Source organism: Leptospira vanthielii serovar Holland str. Waz Holland = ATCC 700522 (assembly GCF_000332455.1).
Classification (GTDB): Bacteria; Spirochaetota; Leptospiria; order Leptospirales; family Leptospiraceae; genus Leptospira_A; species Leptospira_A vanthielii.
In genome coordinates, this window is the sequence record NZ_AOGY02000021.1 from 37,962 (window position 1) to 61,353 (window position 23,392).

The window sequence follows — 23,392 nt, forward strand, 5'->3', positions numbered from 1 at the left end:
AGTTTTCTTAAAAAAATCGACTCTTTCGACGTTCTATGTGGCAGAAACTAGAGTGGACTTCTTCTCACCAGTTGGTAAAATCTGACTCATTTCATCACCCACTTCCTTTTCTTCTTCTGTTGAAAATCTTACAAGAAGAGTAAAAAAAGACGCAACGGTCACTGTGATCCCAATGATAAGAAGTGCGTTTTGGTAAGTTAAGTCCCCTCTAAATAAAAATCCCGCAGACACAGCTCCTGCATTTCCACCAGCACCCACAATTCCAGAGACTGCACCAATTGCTTTTTTGTTAATGAAGGGAACAACAGAGAAAGTGGCTCCTTCTGACATTTGCACAAACAAACTAAAAACAATCATTGAGGAGATGGCAAGGATGAGAGAACTCATTTGTGAAAATAAAATCAAACAAAGTCCTTCCCCTGCAAGCACAGCACTCAACCAAACAACTCTTCCGCGAAGACCCCATTTGATTCCGAACTTATCACCAAAAGCACCACCGAGTGTTCTTGCAAATAAGTTCATGAGTCCAAAAAGTCCAGCAATGAGTCCTGCAGTAGCAGGAGAAAGTTTGAACTGATCTACATAATACAAGGCAGCAATGTTATTGATGGTAAGTTCAATTCCAAAACAAGCACCGTATGCAAGAAATAGTAACCATACTCTTGGATCTTTGATCACGAGTAAGAAGTTACTCAGTGAATTTTTCTTTCCACCTTGGAAAGTAGGATAGGTTTCTTTGATGTCTTTAAAGTTTCCACCTGGAGTGTCTTGTGTTCCGAAGTAATAAATGACACCCATGATAAACAAAGCAGCCCCAGGAACCACCATGGCAAGTCTCCAAGAAACTCCCGTAGTAAATCCGAAAGCGACAAAAAATCCAAATAGGATAGGCATCACCATTTGAGTCACACCACCACCTAAGTTACCCCATCCCGCAGTGGTTGCATTTGCAGTACCAATGATGTTTGGTGCAAACATAACAGAAGTATGGTATTGAGTGATCACAAAAGAAGCACCGATGGCACCAATGGCCAATCGTAGAAGTAAAAAGGAAAGATAACTATCTGCAAGACCAATACACATAACAGGGATTGATCCTAAAGTTAAAAGAAAAGTATAAGCAATCCGTGGTCCAATTTTGTCGCACAACCAACCGATAAAGAGTCGCATAAAGATGGTTATGGCGACAGAGGCAATGATGATGTTTCCAATTTGAGCTTTTGTTAAAGAAAGTTCTTCTCTAACATAAACCATAAGGGGAGCGATACCAAACCATCCAAAAAAACATAGAAAAAATGCAATCCATGTTAGGTGAAAGGTACGCATCTGAGGTGTCGCCAGGCTGAATAATTCGATTTTAGTTGCTTTCGCATGAGGTGTAATGGTCACGGGTAGTGTACTCCTAATGCTGATAAACAGTGCAAAAAGCGTACCAGAGCACGAAATGACCTAAAATGGGTTAAAACGCCCTAAAACTGAACTTTACGCTTATGGTTTTCATTGGTGTAGAATATGTACTACAATCCGGCAATTTTTTGACCAGAAAGCGTATAAACTGCGTACCAATTATACAGATATTGAGAAGATTGGGATCACCAAGGCAAAAATTCGATCATATCCCCTTGTTGGATTTGGGAGAGGTCGCTTGGAAAGATGGCAAGCCCATCCGAGAAAATGCCGGCACGGATATCCCCACTTCCATTGAAAGCAAGCGGTGTGAGATAGGTTTTGTCTGTTGTTTCTAATCGGGCAGGAAAAAATTCCGTAAGAGCACCTTTTTTTTGTTTGGTGGTAGAGTAGGGAAGTTTATAAGAGGGAAGTTGACTTTGGCCGTATGACTTTCTTAGAAAAGGTTCAAGAAAAATACGAGAACAGGTTTGGACGCTAAAAGGATTTCCTGGCATTCCAAATACGATCGTGTTTTTTCTTTTTCCAAACCAAATGGGTTTTCCTGGTTTGATTGAAGTTTTATGAAATAAAAGTTCAACACCTAATCTAAGTAATATGGAAGGCACAAGGTCCATACTTCCCATGGAAACACCCCCAGAAAGAATTAGTATGTCGGCCTCTAATCCTTTTTGGATTTGTTCCGTGAGTTCCTTATCCCGATCAGGGACATGGGTTACGGATTCCGGTTGGATTTTGTACTTGGATAGAATGGATGCGATGGTATAAGAATTGGAATCTCTAATTTGGAAGGGAAGGGGAGACTGGTGGATGGGAACGACTTCATTTCCTGTAGAGATGATATGAACCTTGGGAGCTTTGACAACTGATACCTTATCTTTTCCAAGACTTGCGAGGAGTGAGAATTCCGAAGTTCCTATTTGGATTCCTTTGGGTAAAACCAATTGGTTGTTTTTTACGTCTTCTCCTTGTTTGGCGATATTTTGCCAAGGTTTGACTTCTTTTAACGAAAACGAAACTTGTTTTTGTCCATTGAATTCGGTAAGAGTCGCATCTTCAATTTTAATCACTAAATCAAAACCATCGGGAACAGGGGCACCGGTCATGATCCGAATGGCCTTTTCGTTCGGTTCTAAATCGATACTCATTCCCGCAGGAAGTTCTCTATGGTAAGGATAAATTTGGTTCGGCGTATAATCATAAGAATGCAAAGCAAATCCATCCATCGCTGAACGATGAAATGGTGGATAGTCCCTGTCTGCTGTAATATCCTCGCCAAGTACACGGCCCAAAGTTTGGTCTAAAGATATGATCTCACTCGGATAAATTCGAACTTCTGATAGAATTTTATCCAAAGCTTCTGAAAAAGAAATCAATGTCCTTCTCCTCGCATCATTTTTTTGGCATGGAAGATGGCAGGTAAAATTGCCGTCATACTTTCTCTGGCACCATTGCTACTTCCCGGAACGGAAACAATCAAAGACTTTCCGATCCTACCGGCAATGGAACGGGACAACATCGCAAAAGGAGTCCTATCTTGTCCAAAGGAACGCATCACCTCAGCCACACCGGGTAATTCTTGTTCTAACATCTGTTTTATGGTATCAGTAGTGTTGTCCCTTGGCCCAAGTCCTGTTCCACCAGTTGTGACAACCAGATCAATTTTTTCCTTTGTCCAATTGGTTATGGTTTCTTGAATTTCTTTTGGTTCATCGGGAACAATTTTAATTTCTAAAACATCTACACCTTCTTGGATGAGAAGTTCCGAGATGATTTTGCCCGAACCGTCTTCCTTTTTTCCTGCAAAACAAGAATCGGAACAAACTAAAATTTTTGCATTGGATCCAGAGGCAAATTTGGATATTTGTGCATCCGTTTTTCCTCCTTTTTTTTCTAAGAGTCGGATCGCAGAGATTTCTATTTCTTTATCAATCGGTTTTAGGAGATCATAAATCACAAGAGCAGCAACGGTAACTCCCGTTAGTGCTTCCATTTCAATTCCAGTTTTACCAATGGACTTGGCTTCTGTTTGGATTCGAATGGCATTTTTTTCTTCTAGGATTTCAAATTTGACTAAAAAAGAATCAATGGGAACCGGATGGCAGTGGGGGATGAGTTCAGAGGTTTTTTTAGATCCAAGAAGGGCGGCAGCCTTAGCTACACCAAAGAGATCCCCTTTTGGTAATGTGTTGGCTTTGACTTTTTCGATTGTCTCCGCCTTACAATACACATACCCTTCCGCTTCTGCATACCGAAGGGTGGTTCGTTTGCCTGTAATATCATTCATTCCTATCCCTTATCAGGGTGTGAGAATGGAAGAACAGTCATTTTTCAAATTTTCCATCTCACGATAGAAACGAACAATCTCTCCGATCACAAGAATGGCTGGGGATTTGACCTCGTTTTCTTCAATGATGGATTGGATGGAATTCAGATTTCCAGTAAAAACTCGTTCAGTATCGAGAGTTGCATTTTGAATGACTGCAATAGGAGTATCTTTTACATTTCCGGCATCCAGGAGTTCGGAGACAATGAGACCAATCGAATTGAGTCCCATATAAACTACGATGGTTTTCCCAATACAGTTGAGGTTTTTAAAACCTTCCGAGTTGGCTCCATCCTTTTTGTGTCCCGATAGGAAAAGGATCTCTCTTGCATAGTCTCTATGGGTCAAAGGAAATCCTAAGGAAGACGCAACACCTGATGCAGTAGTGATGCCAGCAACGATCTCACATTGGATTCCTTCTGCAAGAAGAGCTGCAAACTCTTCTCCCACCCGTCCGAAGATGGAAGGGTCGCCACCTTTTAACCTAACTACTGTTTTAAATTCGTTTGCCGCTTGGATGAGTTTGGAATTAATCTCGTCTTGTAAACAACTATGGACTCCGAGTCTTTTCCCCACATAAACCAATTGGATATTTTTTCTACAAACACCAAGAATTCTTGGAGAAACCAAATCATCATAAAAAACAACATCTGCTTTTCGCAAAGTTTTTAAGGCTTTGACAGTTAAGAGTTCTGGATCTCCCGGCCCTGCACCGACGAGATACACCTTACCTTTGTTTGTTTGGTTGCTTAAAAGTTCCATAGAATTAACGTTTAACCGTTGGTACTCGGAAGTGATGGATCCACATCCAAATAGACGGATCCGTTTTCCACAATCACAGGATAAAGGTTCACTTTGTAATTTTCACCGCTAAGACATTCCCCACTTGTGAGTGAATAATTTCTTTTATGGAGAGGGCAGACTACTTTTGGATCACCATTGGTATCCCCAAGAAACCCACGAGACAAAACCATATCTCCCGTATGGGGGCATGCATTGTCGCAGGCATACCATTCGTTCCGAGATTCAAAGTAAAAAATGGCAATTTGTTTTTCGCCCACTTTTGCTGTGACTCCACCTTCTTTTTCAAATTCGGAAACTGGACCTATGAATACTCTTTCTTTGTTTTTTGTATCTACTGACATTTTGTTTCTCCTGTTTATGAATTGACTAAATCTTTTTCTACCCAATCCACTGGGCGAATCTGACCACGTTCTTCGATGAATTTGATATTCGGATCTGTTTCATTACTGTTCACAAAATGTTTAAATTTCTTTTGTTTTTCCGTATCTTCCACAACATCTTTCCACTCACAGAGATAAGTGTTCACAAGGGCATTCATCTCTTCATCTAGTTGTGAGTTGATTCCGAGCCTGTCATTGATCACTACATCTTTTAAGTAATCAATTCCACCTTCTAATTGTTCTAACCAAGTAGAAGTTCTCATCAGTTTGTCTGCGGTTCTTATATAGAACATCATATAACGGTCGATATACTTAATACAGGTGTCTTCATCGAGATCTTCTGCAAAAAGAATCGCATGTTTAGGATTCACTCCGCCGTTTCCACCGATATAAAGGTTCCAACCTCTTTCTGTGGCAATGATTCCAAAGTCTTTTCCGCGAGCTTCCGCACATTCGCGAATGCAACCGGACACTCCGCACTTTAATTTATGAGGAGCACGAATCCCTTTGTATCGTTCTTCTAATTTGATGGCAAAGGAGGTACTGTCCTGTACTCCAAACCGGCACCAAGTGGAACCCACACAACTTTTGACCGTTCGCATGGACTTTCCATAAGCATGTCCACTTTCAAATCCAAACTCGATTAGATCCTTCCAAATGGCGGGGAGTTGGTCAATCCTTGCACCTAACAAGTCGATACGTTGGCCACCAGTGATTTTACAATAGAGATTGTATTTTTTGGCAACATCCCCGATCGCAATGAGTTTTTCTGGAGTGATCTCTCCTCCAGGAATTCTAGGAACCACAGAGTAGGTTCCTCCTCTTTGGATATTGGCTAAGTATTTGTCGTTGGTATCTTGGATTTCTCTATGTTTGAGGATGGGCTCGTTCCATACACTCGCAAGGATGGAGGCAACCGCTGGTTTACAAACTTCGCATCCGTTCCCACGACCCACTTCTTTGATGACATCGGGAAAACTTTTCAATGATTTGACTTTGATGACTTGAAACAGTTCTTTTCTAGAAAATTTGAAGTGTTCGCAGAGGTGTTCTGTGACTACTTTCCCTTGGATTTTTAACTCTGCTTTGAGGATGGAGTTTACTTGTGGCAAACATCCCCCGCAACCACTACCGGCCTTCGAACAATTTTTTAAACTAGTGATGTCATAACATTCTTTTTCGCGAATGGCTTTAAGGATATCTCCTTTGGAAACATTATTACAAGAGCAGATTTTTGCTTCATCTGGTAGGGCATCCGCTCCAAAAAGGTTTTCTGCAGAAACAGAACCAACAATCAAAGTTTCTGGTTCTTCCGGTAGTTCCATTTTGTTTAAATAGAAGGAGAGTAGGTTTCCGTATGCTTTTGCATCCCCTACTAGGATTCCACCTAACAGGTATTTACCGTCAGGAGAGATGACTAGTTTTTTGTAAACACCACTTCTTGGGTTTTTAAAAACGATCGGAATATGTTCCGATTGGCCGAGAGCATCTCCAAAAGAAGCTACTTCTACACCAATTAACTTTAGTTTTGTGGATAAATCAGATCCAATATAAACCTTTGGTTTACTCCCTGGGCTACATAAATTGAAGGCAAGGGTTTCTGCCATCTCATAACCCGGAGCTACAAGGCCATAAATAAAATTTCTATGTAAGGCAACTTCACCGATCGCATAAATTCCGTAAACATTGGTTCCCATTCCATCATCTACGATGATTCCTCCGCGTTCCCCAACAGCAATCCCTGCTTCTTTTGCTAGTTCATCTCTTGGACGAATTCCCGCAGAAACAATGAGCATATCAAACTGAAGACTACCACCATCTTTGAATTCAAAACCTTCGATTTTTTCTTCACCAAGGACTTTTTCAGTTTGTTTGTTTAAATGAATTTCAACACCAATCTCTTCTATTTTGGATTTTAAAATGGCAGCACCACCATCATCCAACTGCCTTGGCATAAGTCTTGGAGCAAACTCCACAACATGAGTTTCTTTACCTAAATCAACCAGTGCTTTCGCAGCTTCGAGTCCGAGTAGTCCACCACCGAGTACAGCTGCCTTTTTTACTTTTTTGCTGTATTCCATAGTTTGTTCTAAGTCTTCAATGGTTCTGTAAACAAAAACTCCTTCCTTATCTAAACCTTCCAGTGGAGGTACAAAAGGGGAGGAACCAGTGGCAAAAATTAATTCATCGAAATCAAGTTCTGTGCCAAGATTAGTAACTAACTTTCGTTTGATGGTGTCAATTGATACTGCTGGTTCTGATAATAACAATTTGATTCCATTTGACCTATACCAATCAGGAGGGCAAAGGTATAAGGAATCGGCAGACTTATCGGCAAAATATTCAGAAAGATGGACGCGGTCGTAGGCTCGTCTTGGTTCTTCCCCAAGGACTGTGATTTCAAATTTGTCCGTGCCACCGAACTCCACTAATTTTTCGCAAAACCTGTGGCCAACCATACCGTTTCCTATCACGATTAACTTTCGCTTGATCATTTTGTTACCCTACCTGGACCCAAAAGTTTTCTAAAAAGAACCGCTAGAATGGTTCCAATCATCCTACAATATGCACGAAGTGTACCTAACAGAGGCAGCTAGATTAAAAATACTACTGCTTTGGGGATATACTTAGGGAATCGAGTGGGTCCTTGTAAAAAAAATATAAATTTAGCTACAAAAAATGGGAAGCTGCCTGTTTTTGGTGCACGAGTTTCCCAAGTCAGTCCCCTTCCTTTTGAACTTTTTTTCATCCTTTCTGTTAGAAACTAACGGTTCTGTACGTTTTATGTGCAGTTTCCTACGATTTTTTTTCGTGATTTTGCCGGTCTTAACTTCAACCTGGGACGATTTAATCCAAATTCCTATGGGAATAAGCATTTTTGTGAATATTTCAGCAATTGGCATAGTTATTGCTGACTATCTGTGTGCAGATTCAAGAAACCTATGCATCCACTTGTTCTTATTGTGGGGTTGGTTGTGGTGTTACCGTCCACAAAACTGGCCTGACAGAGATCTCTATTGAAGGGGACAAGGACCATCCAGCGAACAAGGGGCTTTTGTGTTCGAAAGGGATGAATTTGCATTATACGGTGATGGATAGAAGTGATCGTCTCCTCTATCCTTCCTATAGAAAAGATAAGAATCTTCCGTTATCAAAAGTTAGTTGGGAGAGTGCTCTTTCTGGGATTGCTGATAAATTCAAAAAATTGATTCAAACTTACGGCCCAGACTCTGTGGGATTCTATGTTTCTGGCCAACTGCTTACAGAAGAATACTATATTATCAATAAACTCATCAAAGGATTTATTGGTAGCAATAATATTGATACCAACTCAAGGCTTTGTATGAGTTCGGCTGTTGTGGGATACAAAATGGCTCTGGGTGAAGACAGTGTGCCGATTGCTTATGAGGACATTGAACTTGCCGATTGTTTTCTCATTGCCGGAGCCAATCCTGCATGGTGTCATCCCATTTTATTTCGTCGGATTGAAGCTCATAAAAAGAACCATCCTGATGTAAAGATCATCGTTGTGGATCCAAGACGGACGGATACTTGTGAGGACGCCGACTTACATTTACAAATTCATCCAGGAACCGATATTTATCTTTTCCATGCAATTGCCAAGGTTCTAATTCAAAACAATTGGATTGATTCTGAATTCATCCAATCCCATACAGAAGGGATTGAAGCATTAAAAATACTCTTATCGAACTTTGACGTAGAATCGGCAGCAAAGACTTGCGGAATTCCCGCAAGTGACATTCACTTGGCAGCATCTTACATAGGTCATGCGAATGGATTTTTATCCTTATGGGCCATGGGACTGAACCAAAGTGTAGTGGGTGTTAACAAAAACTTAAGCCTACTCAACTTATCTTTGTTAACTGGTAAAATTGGAAAACCAGGCAGTGGCCCTTTTTCCCTTACCGGTCAACCCAATGCCATGGGCGGACGGGAAGTCGGTGGACTTTCGAATTTGTTACCGGCTCATCGTGATTTGAGTAATACAAATCATAGAGAAGAAGTAGCAAAGTTTTGGGGAGTGGAAACCGAAGTCATCCAAAGTAAACCTGGGTTTACGGCAGTGGAGATGTTTGAAAACCTACGCACAGGAAAAATGAAGGCTGTTTGGATTATGTGTACAAATCCAACCACAAGTTTACCGGATGCACGAATGGTAGAACAAGGGTTACGTGCTGCTGAATTAGTTGTCGTACAAGATATATCTATGAATTCGTCTGCCATTCCTTATGCGGATTATGTGCTTCCTGCAGCGGGTTGGGCAGAAAAACAAGGAACCATGACCAATTCCGATCGGCGTGTGACTTATCTTTCTAAGATCATAGATCCTCCCGGTGAGGCACTTGCGGATACTCTGATCATTCAAAAGTTTGCTGAGAAGATGGGTTTTGGTTCTTCGTTTGCTTATCAATCGGAAGAAGATGTATTTTTAGAACATTGTGCTTTAACAAAACATACTAAAATTGATATCAGTGGACTGGATTATTCGATATTAAAAGAAAAACGTTCTGTGCAGTGGCCTTATCCTCACAAAGACCACGGCGGAACTCCGAGATTATTTTCGGATCATATCTTCTATCGTGCGAATGGAAAAGCAAAAATCTTTGATGTATCACCCGAAGATACTTCCGAAAAAACTTCGGAAACATATCCCTTCGTTTTAACCACAGGTCGAATCCGAGACCAGTGGCATACCATGACTCGAACGGGAAAAGTGCAAAAACTGATGGAACACAAGTCAGAACCATATTTGGAGATTCATCCAGAGGATGCAAAACGAATGGATCTCATTGATGGCGCGATTGCGGAAGTATCGAATGAAAGAGGTGTGGTTCGTGTTCGGGCCAAAATCACAGACTCAATCAAACAAGGGACAGTTTTTTTGCCTATGCATTGGGGAAAAAAAAACAAAAACGATGAATCTCGAGCAAACAACCTAACAAGCAAAGACTTTGATCCGTTTTCCAAACAACCTGGTTTTAAAATCTCGGCTGTGCAAGTAAAACCATATACCAAAGAAAAAGAAAAGATTCTTATCATTGGTGGCGGAAATAGCACTCATGCATTTATCAAAAAATATAAAGACTTAGCTCCCGATGATGAAATCACCGTAATTTGTAAGGAAGAAAATCCTTTATACAACCGAATCCTTCTTCCTGACTTTATCAGCGGAGAAAAAGAATTCTATGAACTCTCGAGTGCAGATTCAGAAGAAGTAGTCTCTTGGAATATCAATCTTTTTACCTCTACCTCTGTGACTGAAATTCTACCAGAAGCAAAGATTGTTAAAGATGCTTTGGGCAATTCGCATTCGTATAACAAACTAATCCTTGCTACAGGAAGTTCTCCTCAAATTCCCAAATCCATAACACCTGATATGGTGGGAGTTTTTAGTTTACGTGCTAAAACTGATGCGGATCGGATCAAAGGTTTTTTTGTTCCTGATTCCCATGCCCTGATTGTAGGTGGTGGACTTCTTGGATTGGAATTGGCAGCTGCGTTAAAATCTCTAAATGTAAAAGTCACTGTTCTAGTTCGAACGGACCGGTTGATGTCCAAACAGTTGGATGTTGTGGCTTGTGAGATTTTAAAAGAAGAGATCTTGAATCGCGGAATCGAAGTTCTTTTTAATTCGGAAATTGCAAAAGTCAATGGGTATGGTCGCATCACTAACGTAGAGTTGAAAGATGGACGAAAACTATATCCTGATGGAATCGTTTATGCGATGGGAACCAGTCCCAATTTGCATTTAGCAAAGGGCTTAGGTTTTGAATTAGGAGAAGGGATCAAAGTAAATGAATTTTTACAAACCAGTGATCCTGATATTTATGCCATTGGAGAAGTGGCAGAACATGCCAGTGGAGTTTACGGAACAGTTCTTGCGGCAGAAGAACAAGCAAAAGTCGCCGCCTCACATATATTTGGTTATAAATACAAAACTTATTCTGGATCCCTACATTCCAATCTATTAAAAATTCCTGGACTTGAACTTGTTTCCCTTCGTCTTCCTGGAGTTTCTTTTGAAAATCTATCCGATGAATACGAAGAAATTGTATTTTTAGATCGTAAAAGAAGGCGTTATAAAAAATGCATTGTGAAGGGTGATAAACTCGTTGGTGCCATTCTCATCGGTGATAAAGCCGAATTTGTTGAATATAAAAACTTGATTGCGAGTGGAATAGAACTTGGAGAGAAACGAGGGAAGTTACTCTCTGGGGGAACTGCCACCAAACAACCGAAAGGTGCTCTTGTCTGCTCCTGCAATAGTGTGGGTCGGGGAAATATAGAAGACGAAATTAAAAATGGTGCCAACAATTTAGAATCCATTATGGCAACAACCGGTGCTGGTACTGGGTGTGGCAGTTGTCGCCCGGAAGTGAACAAAATCATTCGAGAGATGGTGAATCATTTGGAGGAATCTATTTAGTTGAAAGTAACTACTTAGATTCTCTATGTTCGGATTGATTCGAATTTCTCTATTTTCTTAATAATCTTTTTGTTCTTTGATTATTCTATCACCTAATTTAGATAATGTGGAAAGTGTAATTGGTGAATAATAAACTCCAGTTCCAACAACCATTGCAATCAAAAATCCATAAGGAAGCCCAAAAGCAATCATTCCCGTAAGGATGGCGATGATAAACTCTCTTTTGTTTGGGATAGTATCCTTTAGTAAGGTGATAAGAGATAGGGCTTCGAAAAAAAGAATCATACCAAGCATCGGCAGTGGGAATGTTTTGATTATGTTTTGGATCCCATTCCCAAAAAAAAGTCCAAGGATGATGTATAGAGAACCATAAATCACCACTGAACCTCCTGTCCTTCCCCCGAAAGTATAATGACCCACCATCCCGCCAGCTCCATGGCAACAAGGAATTCCGCTAAAAAGAGGAGAGATCAAATTCATCAATGAGTAGGTGAATCCAATTTTTTTGACACTGATTGGTTTTCTATCAGGAAATAGGTCATCAGATACCTGTTTGGTGGCAAGGATGGAGTTTCCTAATGACAGAGGGATTTGAGGAATTGCTAATAACACAAAACCTTTTAGGATCATATCGGCATCAGGTAAAAAAAATATCGGAATATGGACTTCTATGCTACTTTGAATGATCGTCAGATGGAAATGGAAAGTCAAGGCATATACGATTCCGAGTAAAATGACAAAGAGGGAAGCGGGATATTTTTTGTTATCGAGTAATAAAATAATGATAAAAAAGGAAATGGCTGCGAGGATATATCCTTTTGTTTGTTCGGCGGGGATGTATTCCTTGCAGGCAAGAACACAAAGGCTAACACCTAATCCGAATTGTAACCCTCGAACCACCGCTTTGGGAATTGACTTTGTTAGGCGATCCAAAAAACCAAATAAGGAAAGGAAAAACATGATGGTCCCAATTGCAATCCCTGCACCTAACACAATAGGCCCAGCAATTTTACCTGTGATAACAAGAGTTGCCATGGCTTTCAGTGGTTGCACGGGCATAGGCATTTTATAAATCAGTCCTGTTAGGATTTGCATTGAGCCGAACACAATGAACACACTCGGTGTATCAAGGCCCGCCGCAAGGATCATAGCAACTAGGAGAGGTAAGTCAGTTCCGATGTCCCCAAAGGCACCCGCAAACTCTCGACGGTTGAAACGCAAAAAAGAAAATCCAAACATAATTCTTGTTCAGAGTGGAAATGTTACCGCCGCTTGGAAACCCGGAAATCTTCCAGGCCAGAGAAGTTGGCAGTGAAATCCCGCCTCTCAGGCAAAGTAAGCTTATTTGAGTTTTTCTTGAAAATGAGACCCATTCTCATAATATGGCTCTATTCCCCACTTGGAGTCGATCATTCGTGAAAGCAAAAACTTGGTATAAACTGCATTTGATACTCGGGATCTTTGGTGCGAGTTTTCTTTTGGTTTTGGGTCTGACCGGATCTCTTTTGGTCTACGGAAAGGAAATTCAATCCCTTGCTGGCTCACATTCCATAGCAGTGGAAGATCGTCGGTTGTCCTTGGATGAATTATACAAACAATTGTTAACTCAAATGCCTGATGGAAGTGTTGCGGGTTGGTTGGTTTCTGACTTAAATGACCAAGCTGATCAAGTTTGGTTTCATAATCTAAAAATGCCTAGTCGTGAATCTGTCTACTTAATCAATCCATACAATGGCAAGGTGATTGGAAAACTAAAAGAGGATCGAAGTGATAGTATTTATGGATTCTTATTAGTTTTACATTATAGTCTTTTTCTCGGTGGGGTAGGTTATTTTTTAACGGGATGTATTGCCTTTATCTATTTGGTTTTGGTGATTAGTGGGATCAAACTTTACAAACGATTTTGGATCAGTTTGTTTCGTCTGAGATGGAAAGAAAGTATACAAATACTATTTTCCGACTTGCACAAGTTTGTTGGTATTAACGCAGTTTGGTTTCATTTGATTTTGGCAATCACTGGCGGATGGTGGAGTTTACGAGATACCGTGATTCTTACATTTCCAGAAGAAAGGGTAGTCCATCATCTTTGGCATAAAGAAGATTCGATCAATCAATTGGTGGAGCAAACAAAAAAGGAAATTCCTGGATTCCGATTGGGATATGTTTCTTTTCCACACCACTCTAAAGAAGAACCAATTGGAATTTATGGGAATCGTTTCGATTCCTCTGGATTGGAAAGTCGGTACGGTTCTTATGTTCGTTATGATGTGAAATCTAAAAAAATATTTGATAAGGTTGATATATCAAAGGAAGAATTCTGGAATCAAATATTGGATTCATTTCGGCCACTTCACTTCGGAACTTTTGCCAATCATTTGAGTAAGGTAATCTGGGTGATTGGGGGACTTACCCCGGCGATTCTTGCAATTAGTGGGATTAGCATATTTTATATTAAGAGAAAGAATAAAAGAAGAAGAACTCAAAAGATTCCTTTGAGTTCTTCTGTGTAATCGTTAGTTTATTGCCAACATTTACTTGGATCGTAACAAACGTAAGTTCCTTTGAATCTTTCGCAAGCTTCTTTAGCATTCTTTAAATCCGTTACTCCATAATAAATGTTCGCAGGAATTAAATATTTATGTTCTCCTTCCGTAGTGTACGCATAAGGAATTAGATCATTGATTCCGTCAACACCGTCATAATGACAGGCACTAATTTTGTCGGCGACGGAACATGGTCCATTAAACTTTTCCACAACAATCTGAATTCCAATTGCATTTCCAATAGTTGTATATGTTTGTTCCATGTTTTTTTCCCATTCAGCTTGTTTTTCTAGGTAAGCAGTTGAGTATTCTCTACAAAAAAGATGCGGTCCATTTTTTATGCTAAAACGATGGCTGTAGGCAATGTTAAGGCCAAGTTTTTGACCCTCGCTTAAACTATTTGCATACATCTGTTGTAAGCCTAACATTGTTACCAAATCTTCGTTTGATACCTTGGACTTGGGATCAAAAAGATCACATTGGAATACGGAGAAACCAATGGTTAATAGGGTGAGAAGGGTTTTTAGTTTTGTTTTCATATTTGTCTCCAGAGTTTAAATTTTATAAGTCAACATAAATCCGTATGTTTTTGGAGCACCGGGTACTGCTTGAAATGTCCCATCGATGTAAGATGTGAAGTAATACCGATCGTTGATATTATTCATATAGAGATAAGCAGAGAGGGTGTCTGTTTCGTATCCAATCCTTGAGTTGATTACATAATATGGATCGCTAGACACCGTGTTATCTGCGGCAAAATACATTTGGCCAACGGCCTGAAACTCAGTTCGAAAAAACATTCCGTATTCGTTTCTGTATTGAAGGTAACTTACAATATCGTATTTAGGAATGAAGTGAACCCACTTCCCGTTAAAATCTCGATTGAGAACGGAATCATGAAACTTGTTGAAAATTCCTTCTGTATAACCAGCCGAGAGACCTAGTTTTACATCCTTATGTGGTTTTAGAAATGTTTCGAGTTCATATCCTCTAATGGTAACGAGTTCTGCATTGAGGTTTATATATTGGGAAAGGTTAATAGCTCGGACCACATGAAAGTCTTGTGTTTCTGTGTAGAACTGGGTGTATTTTAGTCCAAATTTTCCCTTAAAAAATTCTGATTTGAGCCCGGCTTCGACGGTATCGTTGATTTCTGGTTTGAATGTGGCTCTGTTTGGAATATTGACTACTGTACTATAACCGGCATTTTTATAACCTCGGCTAAACCCGATAAAAAACATTAGATTTTCGATTGGTTTGTAATCAAAAATAAAACGAGAAACATTGTAATTATAACGATTGTTTATTGAATACGGGTCAGACATTACAAAAGTTTCTCCGAGTGGATTACCTGCACGTGAAATGCCTTCTGCTTGTTCTGTATGTGATAGGCGGCTTTCTTGTCGTTCTAACCTTGCGCCGATTGTAAACGTAAATTTCTCGGCAAATGTATAACTATTATGAGTATAAAAACTAATATTGCGGTCTTGTAGTCTTGATAAATTTTTCTCTCTTGTCGGTGCGGTGAGACCTGGAAAATCATTTATGACGTAAATTGGGGATCTATGTTCCCTTGCTTGATCTATATTGGTTACTTTGTTCGATGAATAAATTCCTGCTTTAAACTGGAAGGGATCATGTTTGTCTTTCGATTCGACAAATATATCATTTAGGAATGTTGTTGCCTTTTCTACATAGATGGATCTGTTCTGATCTATTGTTGTAAAATCTGAATCTGCGGTAATGGGGTCAATGTCCATCTTACGAATCGCAGATGCTGTTTTGAGATTTGCATGAGGTAGTTTTGTAGTCGTTGCTAGAGAGTAGGTATTTCCTGTAACATTACTTTTCCCCTCATAATCCCAATAGACTTTTCTGTCTCCATTGACTCTGTTCGTATATGTTCCATATAACTTGTAACAGTTGGAAGGCATCGCGACGCAACCTTGTAATAATGCTTTTTCTCTTTCCGACTTGGCACCTAAGTAGTTTACTAAGTTGAGTGAACCATCGTCGAAACTTTCGGCACTGACTTGTAAGTCTGCCTCAAAAATTTCGTTGGGAGTGAAGAACAAACGAAAACGTCCAGCTTTTCCTTTTCTACCATCGGGATGAGTTTTATAGATTTCTACGGGAGCTTCATAAGGTCGATTGGTTGGGTAATAAAACCCTGTTACGTTGGATAGGTATCCTTCGCGTTCTGTGGTTTTACCTGCGATTCCAAAAAATAATTTATCTTTAATGATTGGTGCATTGTAATAAGCAGATGTTTCTTGTTTTTTATAATTTCCGGCATCAAAAGTAATTTTCCCTTCTGCAACATTGGTTGGTTTTTTTGTTCGAATTTCAACAACACCTCCTTGAAAGTTTTTTCCAAACAAGGTAGCTTGGCTACCACGGTATACTTCGATATTCTCAATACCATATAACTCCGTGTTAAGCGCCACATTATCGTTTAGAGGAATTCCATCTAAAATCAAACCCACAGCCGGTTCACTGAAGGCAATACTTCGCATCCCACGTATGTTGAAATAAGTAAAATTACGCGATCCCGAATCAATGATGGAGAAATTGGGAACTTGTTTATCTATATCGTTGGTTCGATTGATACCAGCATCTTGAATGTCTTGTTCATTCAAACGGCTGATGCTATTCGGAGTCCGAAGGATCTCCCGGTCTCTCGGATCTTTTTTACCTGTAACACGAATCCCTTGCTCTGCGGGTTTGGCCCCTGCACTCGGACTTGTCTCCATTCCTTCTATTTGGGGCTCTGGTTTTTTCTCTGTGCTTTGGGCGAGAAGGGGGAAGGAAAAGAGACAAAAAATAAAAAACAAAGTCTGAATTTTGATGAATAGAACCTGCAATAAGGGGGAGGTGAGTGAATTGGGTGGGGGCTCTATATGAGAACAATTCTCAAAATGGATACTCATACGGCCATTCCTCCGCATGCGTGCTTTTATGTCGAGAATTTAATGAGAGTAGGACTCAAAATCATATAATGGGGCTTCCTTAGTAATCGAACTTGGTTTGGGCCATCAAAACAAATTTTTAGTCTAAGGTTTCATGAATCAAACAAACACAACGGATAGAAATGTCTTTCAAACCACACTGCGAATCCTCCTTGGAGCTTTTTTGGCTTTCGCCGGAACCGGCCACCTAACATGGCATAGGACAGAGTTTTTGGCCCAAGTACCAACTTGGTTACCAATAGACGCTGATTTGGTTGTGTTATTATCGGGGGTGGTGGAAATCAGTTTGGGTTTGTCTTTGATTTTTCTGCGCAACAAACAAGCGCAAGTTGGTTGGGTTGTTGCATTGTTTTTTGTAATGATTTTTCCTGGAAACGTATCCCAATATATAAATGGGATCAGTGCTTTTGGTTTAGATACCGATAGAGCACGTTTGATACGTTTGTTCTTTCAGCCAGTGCTTGTCCTCTGGGCCATTTGGAGTTGTGGTTCTTGGCAGGACTTTCTAACAAAGCGTAAAAACTAAATAACAATTTTCAGATATTTTTTCTTAGAAATCATATTCTTTGATTAGAATCGGTAGGTCGTGTTGTGATTAAAAATAATTTCTATGTTCGATGATTAGGCAACGATTAGAAACAACACGAAGCCCTGCCGCTTCCGCTTTTTTCTCTGCTTCTGGATGGGAAATTCCCAATTGGAGCCATACCACTTCGGTCCCACCCAAACTTAAAATTTCGTCTATAACTTCGGGAATTTTGTCGGAACTTCGAAACACATCAATGAATTTCCTATCTTCCTTGGGAACTTCTTTTAAGGTTTTATAGATAGTAAATTCACCTACAGTATGTTCTTTGGGATAGGTTCCGACCACCTCCCATCCTTTGTCTCGGATGTATGCGGGTACATAATGGCTTGGTTTGGATGGATCATTACTTAATCCGTAAACAGTTATCTTTTTATAAGAGTCAAGGAGGGTTTTAATTTCGGAATCTGCTACATTCATAGAAATAGTATAAAGGATGGATTGGAAATTGCAAGTGGGGAATTTATATATATCCCTAATATTTTTGTAATTTGATTAAAAAATAAGTTTAACAAGAATCAGTTGACTTCGATTGGATTAAATAAAAAATTCTCACAGAGGTTAGTTGATGAATCATTTTGTTCTGAAAATTTTTGTTTTTTCTTTATTTCCCTTGATTGGCTTTTTGGGTTGTGATTTAACTTCTGGTAAAGAAGATGCGAAATTTACTCCTGCTGAATTAATTACTTTGGTTGTTGCATCAAACCCAGGTAATTCTTCCAGTCCCCCATCTAGTTTAAGTTATACTGGTTCGCCATATGTTTTTTTTAGGAATACTGCAATTTCTGCAAAAGTTCCATCCGTGACTGGAAAAGTTGAGTCCTGTAAGTCTAACCTAACTTTCCCAGTTGGAATTAACTTAGGAAACACTTGCACCATTTCTGGAACTCCGACTGCAAACCAGGCTGCAACCAACTATATTATTACTGCTGAGAATAGTTTCGGGTCAACCTCAGCAACTATTTCTATACAAGTGAAAGATGCAACTTGTGGTAATGGTGTTATCGAAGGAAATGAAGTCTGTGACGATAATAATACGATAAATGGTGATGGATGTAATAATGCTTGTAGTGGTGCATAGTCGTTTGGTATGATATACCTAAACTTTGTGGCGGATTGATTTTAAAAACAAACTTTCGATTGCTACCTTTTTTGTTGCGGTCATTCGTAATGAGGTTGGGGCAGAATCGACTTAAGTTGTCAATTCGTCATTTCCCGCTGTTTACTACTATGACATTTAAATCATTGGGGTTTACGGGATTCGACGGAACTCATTAGACGTTATCGAATCTAATTCTATTACAAGAAAAAATAGAAGAAGCTATAATAAGAATCAACGAAGAACGAAAGCGAATTGAATCTGTTCTTGATTGAAGTTTCGAAATTCTTTTTGTTTTTTGTATATATATTTCCTGAAAGCAGGAGAGGAGAAAGATTGGCCTAGGTTACAATTTAATTATGAATACGCTTGAAAAAAAATTCAACGAAATGTGCGGTAAAAAGAACAATTCTACGCAAGATTCGTTCGCACTCTTTGATGCACTAGAAACTGTCTCTATCGAAGATACAATCGGTCAGTGGCATGGATCTGGATTTCACACTTCACATACGATGGATGGTGCTTTGGAAACATTCAATTGGTATGGAAAAGAATTTGTGGATGCAGATAACGTTCATCCATTGGTTTTTAAATCTTTTGGGAAATCTTTATTTAAAGTAAATCCTTCCCTAATGCCTGTTCGGTTAGCAACATTGATTCCTTCTACTAATTTATGGCCTTTACGATATGTATTTTTGTTAGTTCGATTTTTATTTCAGACTTCGAAATCAAAAGCTCGTGTCAGACGGATAGAGTTTCGTGGACAACTTACTGCTGCAATGATTTATGATAATCTTCCCATCCATGACATTTTTAAAAAAGTAAATCAAGATACTCTCTTTGGATGTATGGATTATAAAGGGATGAAACAACCTTTCTTTTTTGTTTTGGAAAGGGATAAATAAGGATATAAGACATTACAGACCATTGTGATTTAGAAGAAATCAATGATCTGTAAGTTTTGTCGGATACGATTTTAGTCGTTTAACCATGCAATTCCAGACTCTAAACTAGGAACCGATTTTAGTTCTACATTCCCAGTTTTTAGTGTTTGGTCATCTATTGAGATGGCAGCTAATGCTGAGTTGGGAACTACCACTGCCATCTTTCTTAAGCTGGAATTGCTTGCTTTAGGAAACCAATTGACGTTCACCCATTCCTGCGCAGATCGTGTGACAAGACCCATTCTTCTGGTATCAGCTAGCCACTTACGTATGTTATACTTATTTATAATGTTTAGAGCTTCCGTTAGTATTTCTGTATATTTCTCTTCACTGAAGTGGGGTGTCCATACTACTTCTAATAAATCTTTTTCTTTAATATAATAGATGTTTCCGATTTCGGATCGAAATTGGAGTTTATGGGTGGTTTCGTCCCGGTCTGAAATAGAAGATTCATCAGATACAATATTAGTTTTGAAAAGATCAACCATAGAAATAAGTTTGTCTGCTGTACTTGCAATTGCGGTGATTTTCTCTGCGAATAAATCACTACTTTCTGAATTACTGAAGGAGGATTGGCTGATCGATGACACTGATGCCATCACTTCGTTTGTTGCAGTTTTATGTTCTGTCACTGCATCTTTGATTTCTTCAGATCTTTCTTTTACAAAAATTGCTTCTTTTAAAAGTTTTGTTTTTAATTCTTTTTGCGTATTTACAGCGGAGTGAACCTCCGAAATTTTCCCCGAAATGGAATCAATGTTTCCAATGATTTCTTGAATCTCCATTGTTGTTTTTTCGATACGTTCTCGACCTAAAGAAACATCATTTTGATTTTTCTTCATTAAAGAATCAATCCCTTTGACTGCACCCGCAGTTCTTTCTGCAAGTTTAGAAACTTCTTCGGCAACAACAGCAAATCCTCTTCCTGCGTCTCCGGCTCTTGCTGCTTCGATGGATGCATTGAGAGCAAGCATGTTGACTTGTTCACTGATTTTTGCAATGACATCTACAGTTTTAGAAATCTCAAGGGAACTATGCGATAGATTATCCATTGCTTCGTTCATCGTACGCAGTGTATTTTTTCCGGCTTCTGCTCGATCAATGATATTCTTTATGGAATCAAGAGTTCCTTCTACATACTCACTGGTTCTATCGATAGCCATTGAAAGGTTATCCACTTCTGAAGTTAAGTTATTCATACTCTGAGAATTGTTTTCTGCAATGTTGGAGATGGATACAGCTACTCCTGAAATTTCTTCTATGGACGCTGAAACTTCTTCGGTTGCCGCAGATTGTGATTGGAGATTACTTGAAAAGTCAAGAGTCACTAGTTTCATTTTTTGTGAATCAGAGGAAAGGGTATCAGCAGAGGTTTTGATATGTTGGATGAGTTCTCCTTGAGCTTGTAACATTCTATGAAAGCTCAAATAGAATTCGGATAATAAATCATTTTCTTTGTAAGGAAGTCGAACTTGTAAATTTCCGAGGCCCACTTCTTTAAAAGCGACTTCCAATTTTCCAAAAATTTTGCTGAACCAATGACTCAAGACCAAACCAAAGATAAAAACCAAAGTGACGAGGATAGTGATTTCAAAACCGATTGTCAATGTTAGGTTTTCCGGTAGTGAATTTTGCATTTTTAATATCATGGTCATGCTGAAAAACAACAAAGATCCAAACGTCAAAAAGGAAAGGAGAAAATATAATCTAAGTTTTGAATGCATAAGTTTTCTCATTCCAGTTTTCATAATAACAAACGAGATGCTAGTCTAAAAACGACGGAGGTGAATTTTTGATTTTTGTACGTGACATAATGGCAAAATTAATCGATTGGAAATTCTATTTGTGTCGCTACAAATCTTTTGGTCGTTCTTCCAAATTTTTTTTCGATCTCTACCAGCGTATGTACTAATTGATCGAAAGCTTTTTTTTGTTTTGGTATTTCTATCTGCGAATGAATTTGTATTTTCTCTCCTTCCTCCATTTCAGAAACGAACTTAATTCCTGATTTTGTGAGGACGGGCCGATTCCCATTTGTGATGGCTACGGTTTTTGATCTGTATGTACGAGAATAGGCATCGGCTACTAAAGCCAAAGATATTTCATCCATTCCTTCATACATAGAAATTCCAATCCTTTCATAGTTCCAAAAGAAAATAAGGTTCTTTGCTGCCGTTATATACTGTTGCCAATCCAAATAAAATCCTTCACTATTGTGATGTGCATCCCAATGGGTAACTCCGAGTTCTGTTGCCATTTCCTTTGCTTTTTTTGTTCCTGCTATGGATTCGACTAAAGCTAAAGAGACTGGAATGGAAGCTGTGACCCCTGTGGTTGTAATGATATTCTTATCTTGAACGTATCTTTTGTTTCTGATCCAGATCGTATCTGAAAAAACATTAGATAGTTTTTCTTTTGAATACCAATGCCCGGTAGCATGTTTATTCTTTAATAACCCAGCATAACCCAATGTCCAAACTCCATCACAAATTCCGACAATGGTAGCTCCACGTTCATATTGGTTTTGAATCCAATGAATGATAGTTTTGTTTTCAGCATTGTGTATAGCGGGAACGATCACTAGATCAGATCCCTCTGGGTGAAGGTTATCAAAGTCGTCAAGGGATGTATTGATTTCAATGGAGAGGGCAGGGAACATATCTAATTTACCTTTGTTTTCTGCTACAGCGTAAACCTCAGCAATATCCGAACGTTTTAAAATTCGATAGATTCTAAAGTTTAACGCAACACTTCCTTTATTTTTTCCGCGGGAGTTTTCCAGCCAAGCGTTTTTCTTGGACGCTCATTTAAAAGCTTTTGGACTCTTTTCAGTTCTTTTCTTGATATATCATTAAAGTCAGTTTTTTTAGGAAAGAAATCTCTTATTAGCATATTCGTATTTTCACAAGTCCCCCTTTCCCAAGGACTTCCCGGATGACAAAAATATACTTTCATTTGAGTATCTTTTGTAAATAGCTTATGGTTACTCATTTCTTTACCTTGATCATAAGTTATCGAAAGTCTAAGCTCTGTTGGCATTTTTTTTAGTTCCTTGGCAAAACTTTTTCTGACGGTCTCAGCATCTGTGCTTGTTAAAGGAACCAGTATAACATTTCTAGTAGTTCTCTCTACAATTGTACCAATTGCACTTTTGTGATTCTTTCCAATTATCAAATCACCTTCCCAATGTCCTGGAATTGATCTTTTTTCAACTGATTTTGGTCGTTCTTCAATGCTTATCATGTCTGGTATTTTACCTCTATTATCAGTATTTTTCGACTTTTTGTAGGGTTTCATCTTTCGGCGTAGATAGCTTTGCAATTCCTTTTTTAGTTCGCCTCTCGGTAAAAGATAGATATAAGTATAAATAGTTTGATGGGAAACTGATTCTGTAATTCCGCTTGGCAGATTTTCTTTTAAAGACATCTCTATTTGCTCTGGTGACCATTTAAGTTCTAATTTAGATTTTATAAATTTTCGTAAATTTGGATGTTTTTGCAACTTTATTTTACCTAGAATTTCTGGAACTTTCATTCTTCTGTGAAATGATTTGAGCATTTGATACTGAATAATTAATGAAAGAATTTACTTGAATAACCTTTAGATAATTCTCTGGAAATGCTTGAAGGACTTCGATTCAGTATCTTAGCTATACTTCTAATACTTTCCTCTTTAAATCGCATCTCAGCAATTACTTCCCTTTCTTTCAAATTAATTCTTGTATAATGATTCATTTATTAACACCTTATTCATTAGATTATCGGTGTTGCGTTAAAAATTTGATTCTACCTTTGTATTTATGAACTGTATTCCGGAAAAGGCATCTGACGACGGTTCTGCGGCTGCAATGTTGATTTTGGTGACAGAGGCAGTTTCTGCTTCCGAA

General features: G+C 38.9%; 17 protein-coding genes and 1 pseudogene. 5 read left to right on the forward strand and 13 right to left on the reverse strand.

Annotated features, from left to right (window positions below; all coding sequences use genetic code 11):
- Nucleotides 1-33: 33 nt before the first annotated feature.
- The 6 genes from LEP1GSC199_RS04105 to nirB all read right to left on the reverse strand — a co-directional run bounded on the left by LEP1GSC199_RS04105 (nucleotide 34) and on the right by nirB (nucleotide 7,412).
- Complete coding sequence (locus LEP1GSC199_RS04105) at nucleotides 34-1,389, reverse strand: MFS transporter (RefSeq protein ID WP_198288755.1); 1,356 nt, start codon at nucleotides 1,387-1,389, stop codon at nucleotides 34-36.
- Nucleotides 1,390-1,592: 203 nt separating this feature from the next.
- The gene (locus LEP1GSC199_RS04110) at nucleotides 1,593-2,783 is read right to left on the reverse strand and encodes a molybdopterin molybdotransferase MoeA (RefSeq protein ID WP_002977899.1); all 1,191 of its coding nucleotides are present in this window, start codon (nucleotides 2,781-2,783) and stop codon (nucleotides 1,593-1,595) included.
- Nucleotides 2,780-3,694: a bifunctional molybdenum cofactor biosynthesis protein MoaC/MoaB gene (moaCB, locus tag LEP1GSC199_RS04115; RefSeq protein ID WP_002977908.1), complete on the reverse strand. Its 915-nt coding sequence runs from the start codon at nucleotides 3,692-3,694 to the stop codon at nucleotides 2,780-2,782. The genes LEP1GSC199_RS04110 and moaCB overlap by 4 nt, the downstream gene beginning before the upstream one ends.
- 12 nt (nucleotides 3,695-3,706) lie before the next feature.
- Nucleotides 3,707-4,495 carry a uroporphyrinogen-III C-methyltransferase gene (cobA, locus tag LEP1GSC199_RS04120; protein ID WP_002977869.1) on the reverse strand — a complete coding sequence of 263 codons (789 nt, stop codon included), beginning with the start codon at nucleotides 4,493-4,495 and terminating at the stop codon, nucleotides 3,707-3,709.
- Between the two features lie 11 nt (nucleotides 4,496-4,506).
- Nucleotides 4,507-4,878 carry a nitrite reductase small subunit NirD gene (gene nirD / locus LEP1GSC199_RS04125; RefSeq protein WP_002977892.1) on the reverse strand — a complete coding sequence of 124 codons (372 nt, stop codon included), beginning with the start codon at nucleotides 4,876-4,878 and terminating at the stop codon, nucleotides 4,507-4,509.
- 14 nt (nucleotides 4,879-4,892) lie between these two features.
- Entirely contained in the window at nucleotides 4,893-7,412 is a 2,520-nt protein-coding gene (gene nirB / locus LEP1GSC199_RS04130) for a nitrite reductase large subunit NirB (protein WP_039926028.1), read from the reverse strand.
- A gap of 428 nt (nucleotides 7,413-7,840) precedes the next feature.
- Between nirB and LEP1GSC199_RS04135 the strand changes: the two genes are divergently transcribed.
- A complete protein-coding gene (locus LEP1GSC199_RS04135) occupies nucleotides 7,841-11,365 on the forward strand; it encodes a nitrate reductase (protein ID WP_002977828.1) in 3,525 nt (1,174 codons plus the stop codon).
- A gap of 57 nt (nucleotides 11,366-11,422) precedes the next feature.
- Here the strand turns inward: LEP1GSC199_RS04135 and LEP1GSC199_RS04140 are convergent, their stop codons facing one another.
- A complete protein-coding gene (locus tag LEP1GSC199_RS04140) occupies nucleotides 11,423-12,604 on the reverse strand; it encodes a putative sulfate/molybdate transporter (protein WP_002977937.1) in 1,182 nt (393 codons plus the stop codon).
- A 176-nt stretch (nucleotides 12,605-12,780) separates the two neighbouring features.
- Between LEP1GSC199_RS04140 and LEP1GSC199_RS04145 the strand changes: the two genes are divergently transcribed.
- Entirely contained in the window at nucleotides 12,781-13,875 is a 1,095-nt protein-coding gene (locus tag LEP1GSC199_RS04145; protein ID WP_002977906.1) for a PepSY-associated TM helix domain-containing protein, read from the forward strand.
- Nucleotides 13,876-13,883: 8 nt separating this feature from the next.
- Here the strand turns inward: LEP1GSC199_RS04145 and LEP1GSC199_RS04150 are convergent, their stop codons facing one another.
- Together LEP1GSC199_RS04150 and LEP1GSC199_RS04155 are read right to left on the reverse strand one after the other, a co-directional pair.
- On the reverse strand, nucleotides 13,884-14,447 hold the full coding sequence (locus tag LEP1GSC199_RS04150; protein ID WP_002977929.1) for an LIC_11695 family lipoprotein: 564 nt from the start codon (nucleotides 14,445-14,447) through the stop codon (nucleotides 13,884-13,886).
- A gap of 15 nt (nucleotides 14,448-14,462) precedes the next feature.
- Complete coding sequence (locus LEP1GSC199_RS04155; protein ID WP_002977852.1) at nucleotides 14,463-16,838, reverse strand: TonB-dependent receptor; 2,376 nt, start codon at nucleotides 16,836-16,838, stop codon at nucleotides 14,463-14,465.
- Nucleotides 16,839-16,971: 133 nt separating this feature from the next.
- Here LEP1GSC199_RS04155 and LEP1GSC199_RS04160 point away from each other — a divergent pair, with 133 nt between their 5' ends.
- A complete protein-coding gene (locus LEP1GSC199_RS04160) occupies nucleotides 16,972-17,403 on the forward strand; it encodes a DoxX family protein (RefSeq protein WP_002977863.1) in 432 nt (143 codons plus the stop codon).
- 69 nt (nucleotides 17,404-17,472) lie between these two features.
- Here LEP1GSC199_RS04160 and LEP1GSC199_RS04165 read toward each other — a convergent pair whose 3' ends face one another.
- Nucleotides 17,473-17,883 (reverse strand): CoA-binding protein, encoded by a 411-nt coding sequence (locus tag LEP1GSC199_RS04165; RefSeq protein WP_002977821.1) that lies wholly within the window; start codon nucleotides 17,881-17,883, stop codon nucleotides 17,473-17,475.
- Nucleotides 17,884-18,031: 148 nt separating this feature from the next.
- Here LEP1GSC199_RS04165 and LEP1GSC199_RS04170 point away from each other — a divergent pair, with 148 nt between their 5' ends.
- Both LEP1GSC199_RS04170 and LEP1GSC199_RS04175 read left to right on the forward strand, forming a co-directional pair.
- Nucleotides 18,032-18,544 carry a putative Ig domain-containing protein gene (locus tag LEP1GSC199_RS04170; RefSeq protein ID WP_002977876.1) on the forward strand — a complete coding sequence of 171 codons (513 nt, stop codon included), beginning with the start codon at nucleotides 18,032-18,034 and terminating at the stop codon, nucleotides 18,542-18,544.
- Between the two features lie 377 nt (nucleotides 18,545-18,921).
- On the forward strand, nucleotides 18,922-19,467 hold the full coding sequence (locus LEP1GSC199_RS04175) for a DUF4334 domain-containing protein (RefSeq protein ID WP_002977867.1): 546 nt from the start codon (nucleotides 18,922-18,924) through the stop codon (nucleotides 19,465-19,467).
- 71 nt (nucleotides 19,468-19,538) lie between these two features.
- Here LEP1GSC199_RS04175 and LEP1GSC199_RS04180 read toward each other — a convergent pair whose 3' ends face one another.
- The 3 genes and pseudogenes from LEP1GSC199_RS04180 to LEP1GSC199_RS04190 form a co-directional block, all read right to left on the reverse strand.
- Nucleotides 19,539-21,143 (reverse strand): methyl-accepting chemotaxis protein, encoded by a 1,605-nt coding sequence (locus LEP1GSC199_RS04180; protein ID WP_232420628.1) that lies wholly within the window; start codon nucleotides 21,141-21,143, stop codon nucleotides 19,539-19,541.
- Between the two features lie 185 nt (nucleotides 21,144-21,328).
- The gene (locus LEP1GSC199_RS04185; protein ID WP_085988080.1) at nucleotides 21,329-22,288 is read right to left on the reverse strand and encodes a DJ-1/PfpI family protein; all 960 of its coding nucleotides are present in this window, start codon (nucleotides 22,286-22,288) and stop codon (nucleotides 21,329-21,331) included.
- Nucleotides 22,246-23,240, reverse strand: a pseudogene (locus tag LEP1GSC199_RS04190) (IS30 family transposase). Before LEP1GSC199_RS04190 ends, LEP1GSC199_RS04185 begins: the two are co-directional and overlap by 43 nt.
- Nucleotides 23,241-23,392 lie beyond the last annotated feature (152 nt).

What these genes read in the sequence shown, in the direction of transcription:
- LEP1GSC199_RS04165 (WP_002977821.1), bottom strand. Translation starts at nt 17,883, where the DNA reads ATGAATGTAGCAGATTCCGAAATTAAAACCCTCCTTGACTCTTATAAA.
- LEP1GSC199_RS04180 (WP_232420628.1), bottom strand. Translation starts at nt 21,143, where the DNA reads ATGCAAAATTCACTACCGGAAAACCTAACATTGACAATCGGTTTTGAA.
- LEP1GSC199_RS04160 (WP_002977863.1), top strand. Translation starts at nt 16,972, where the DNA reads ATGAATCAAACAAACACAACGGATAGAAATGTCTTTCAAACCACACTG.
- nirD (WP_002977892.1), bottom strand. Translation starts at nt 4,878, where the DNA reads ATGTCAGTAGATACAAAAAACAAAGAAAGAGTATTCATAGGTCCAGTT.
- cobA (WP_002977869.1), bottom strand. Translation starts at nt 4,495, where the DNA reads ATGGAACTTTTAAGCAACCAAACAAACAAAGGTAAGGTGTATCTCGTC.
- LEP1GSC199_RS04150 (WP_002977929.1), bottom strand. Translation starts at nt 14,447, where the DNA reads ATGAAAACAAAACTAAAAACCCTTCTCACCCTATTAACCATTGGTTTC.
- LEP1GSC199_RS04175 (WP_002977867.1), top strand. Translation starts at nt 18,922, where the DNA reads ATGAATACGCTTGAAAAAAAATTCAACGAAATGTGCGGTAAAAAGAAC.
- moaCB (WP_002977908.1), bottom strand. Translation starts at nt 3,694, where the DNA reads ATGAATGATATTACAGGCAAACGAACCACCCTTCGGTATGCAGAAGCG.
- LEP1GSC199_RS04155 (WP_002977852.1), bottom strand. Translation starts at nt 16,838, where the DNA reads ATGAGTATCCATTTTGAGAATTGTTCTCATATAGAGCCCCCACCCAAT.
- nirB (WP_039926028.1), bottom strand. Translation starts at nt 7,412, where the DNA reads ATGATCAAGCGAAAGTTAATCGTGATAGGAAACGGTATGGTTGGCCAC.
- LEP1GSC199_RS04140 (WP_002977937.1), bottom strand. Translation starts at nt 12,604, where the DNA reads ATGTTTGGATTTTCTTTTTTGCGTTTCAACCGTCGAGAGTTTGCGGGT.
- LEP1GSC199_RS04170 (WP_002977876.1), top strand. Translation starts at nt 18,032, where the DNA reads ATGAATCATTTTGTTCTGAAAATTTTTGTTTTTTCTTTATTTCCCTTG.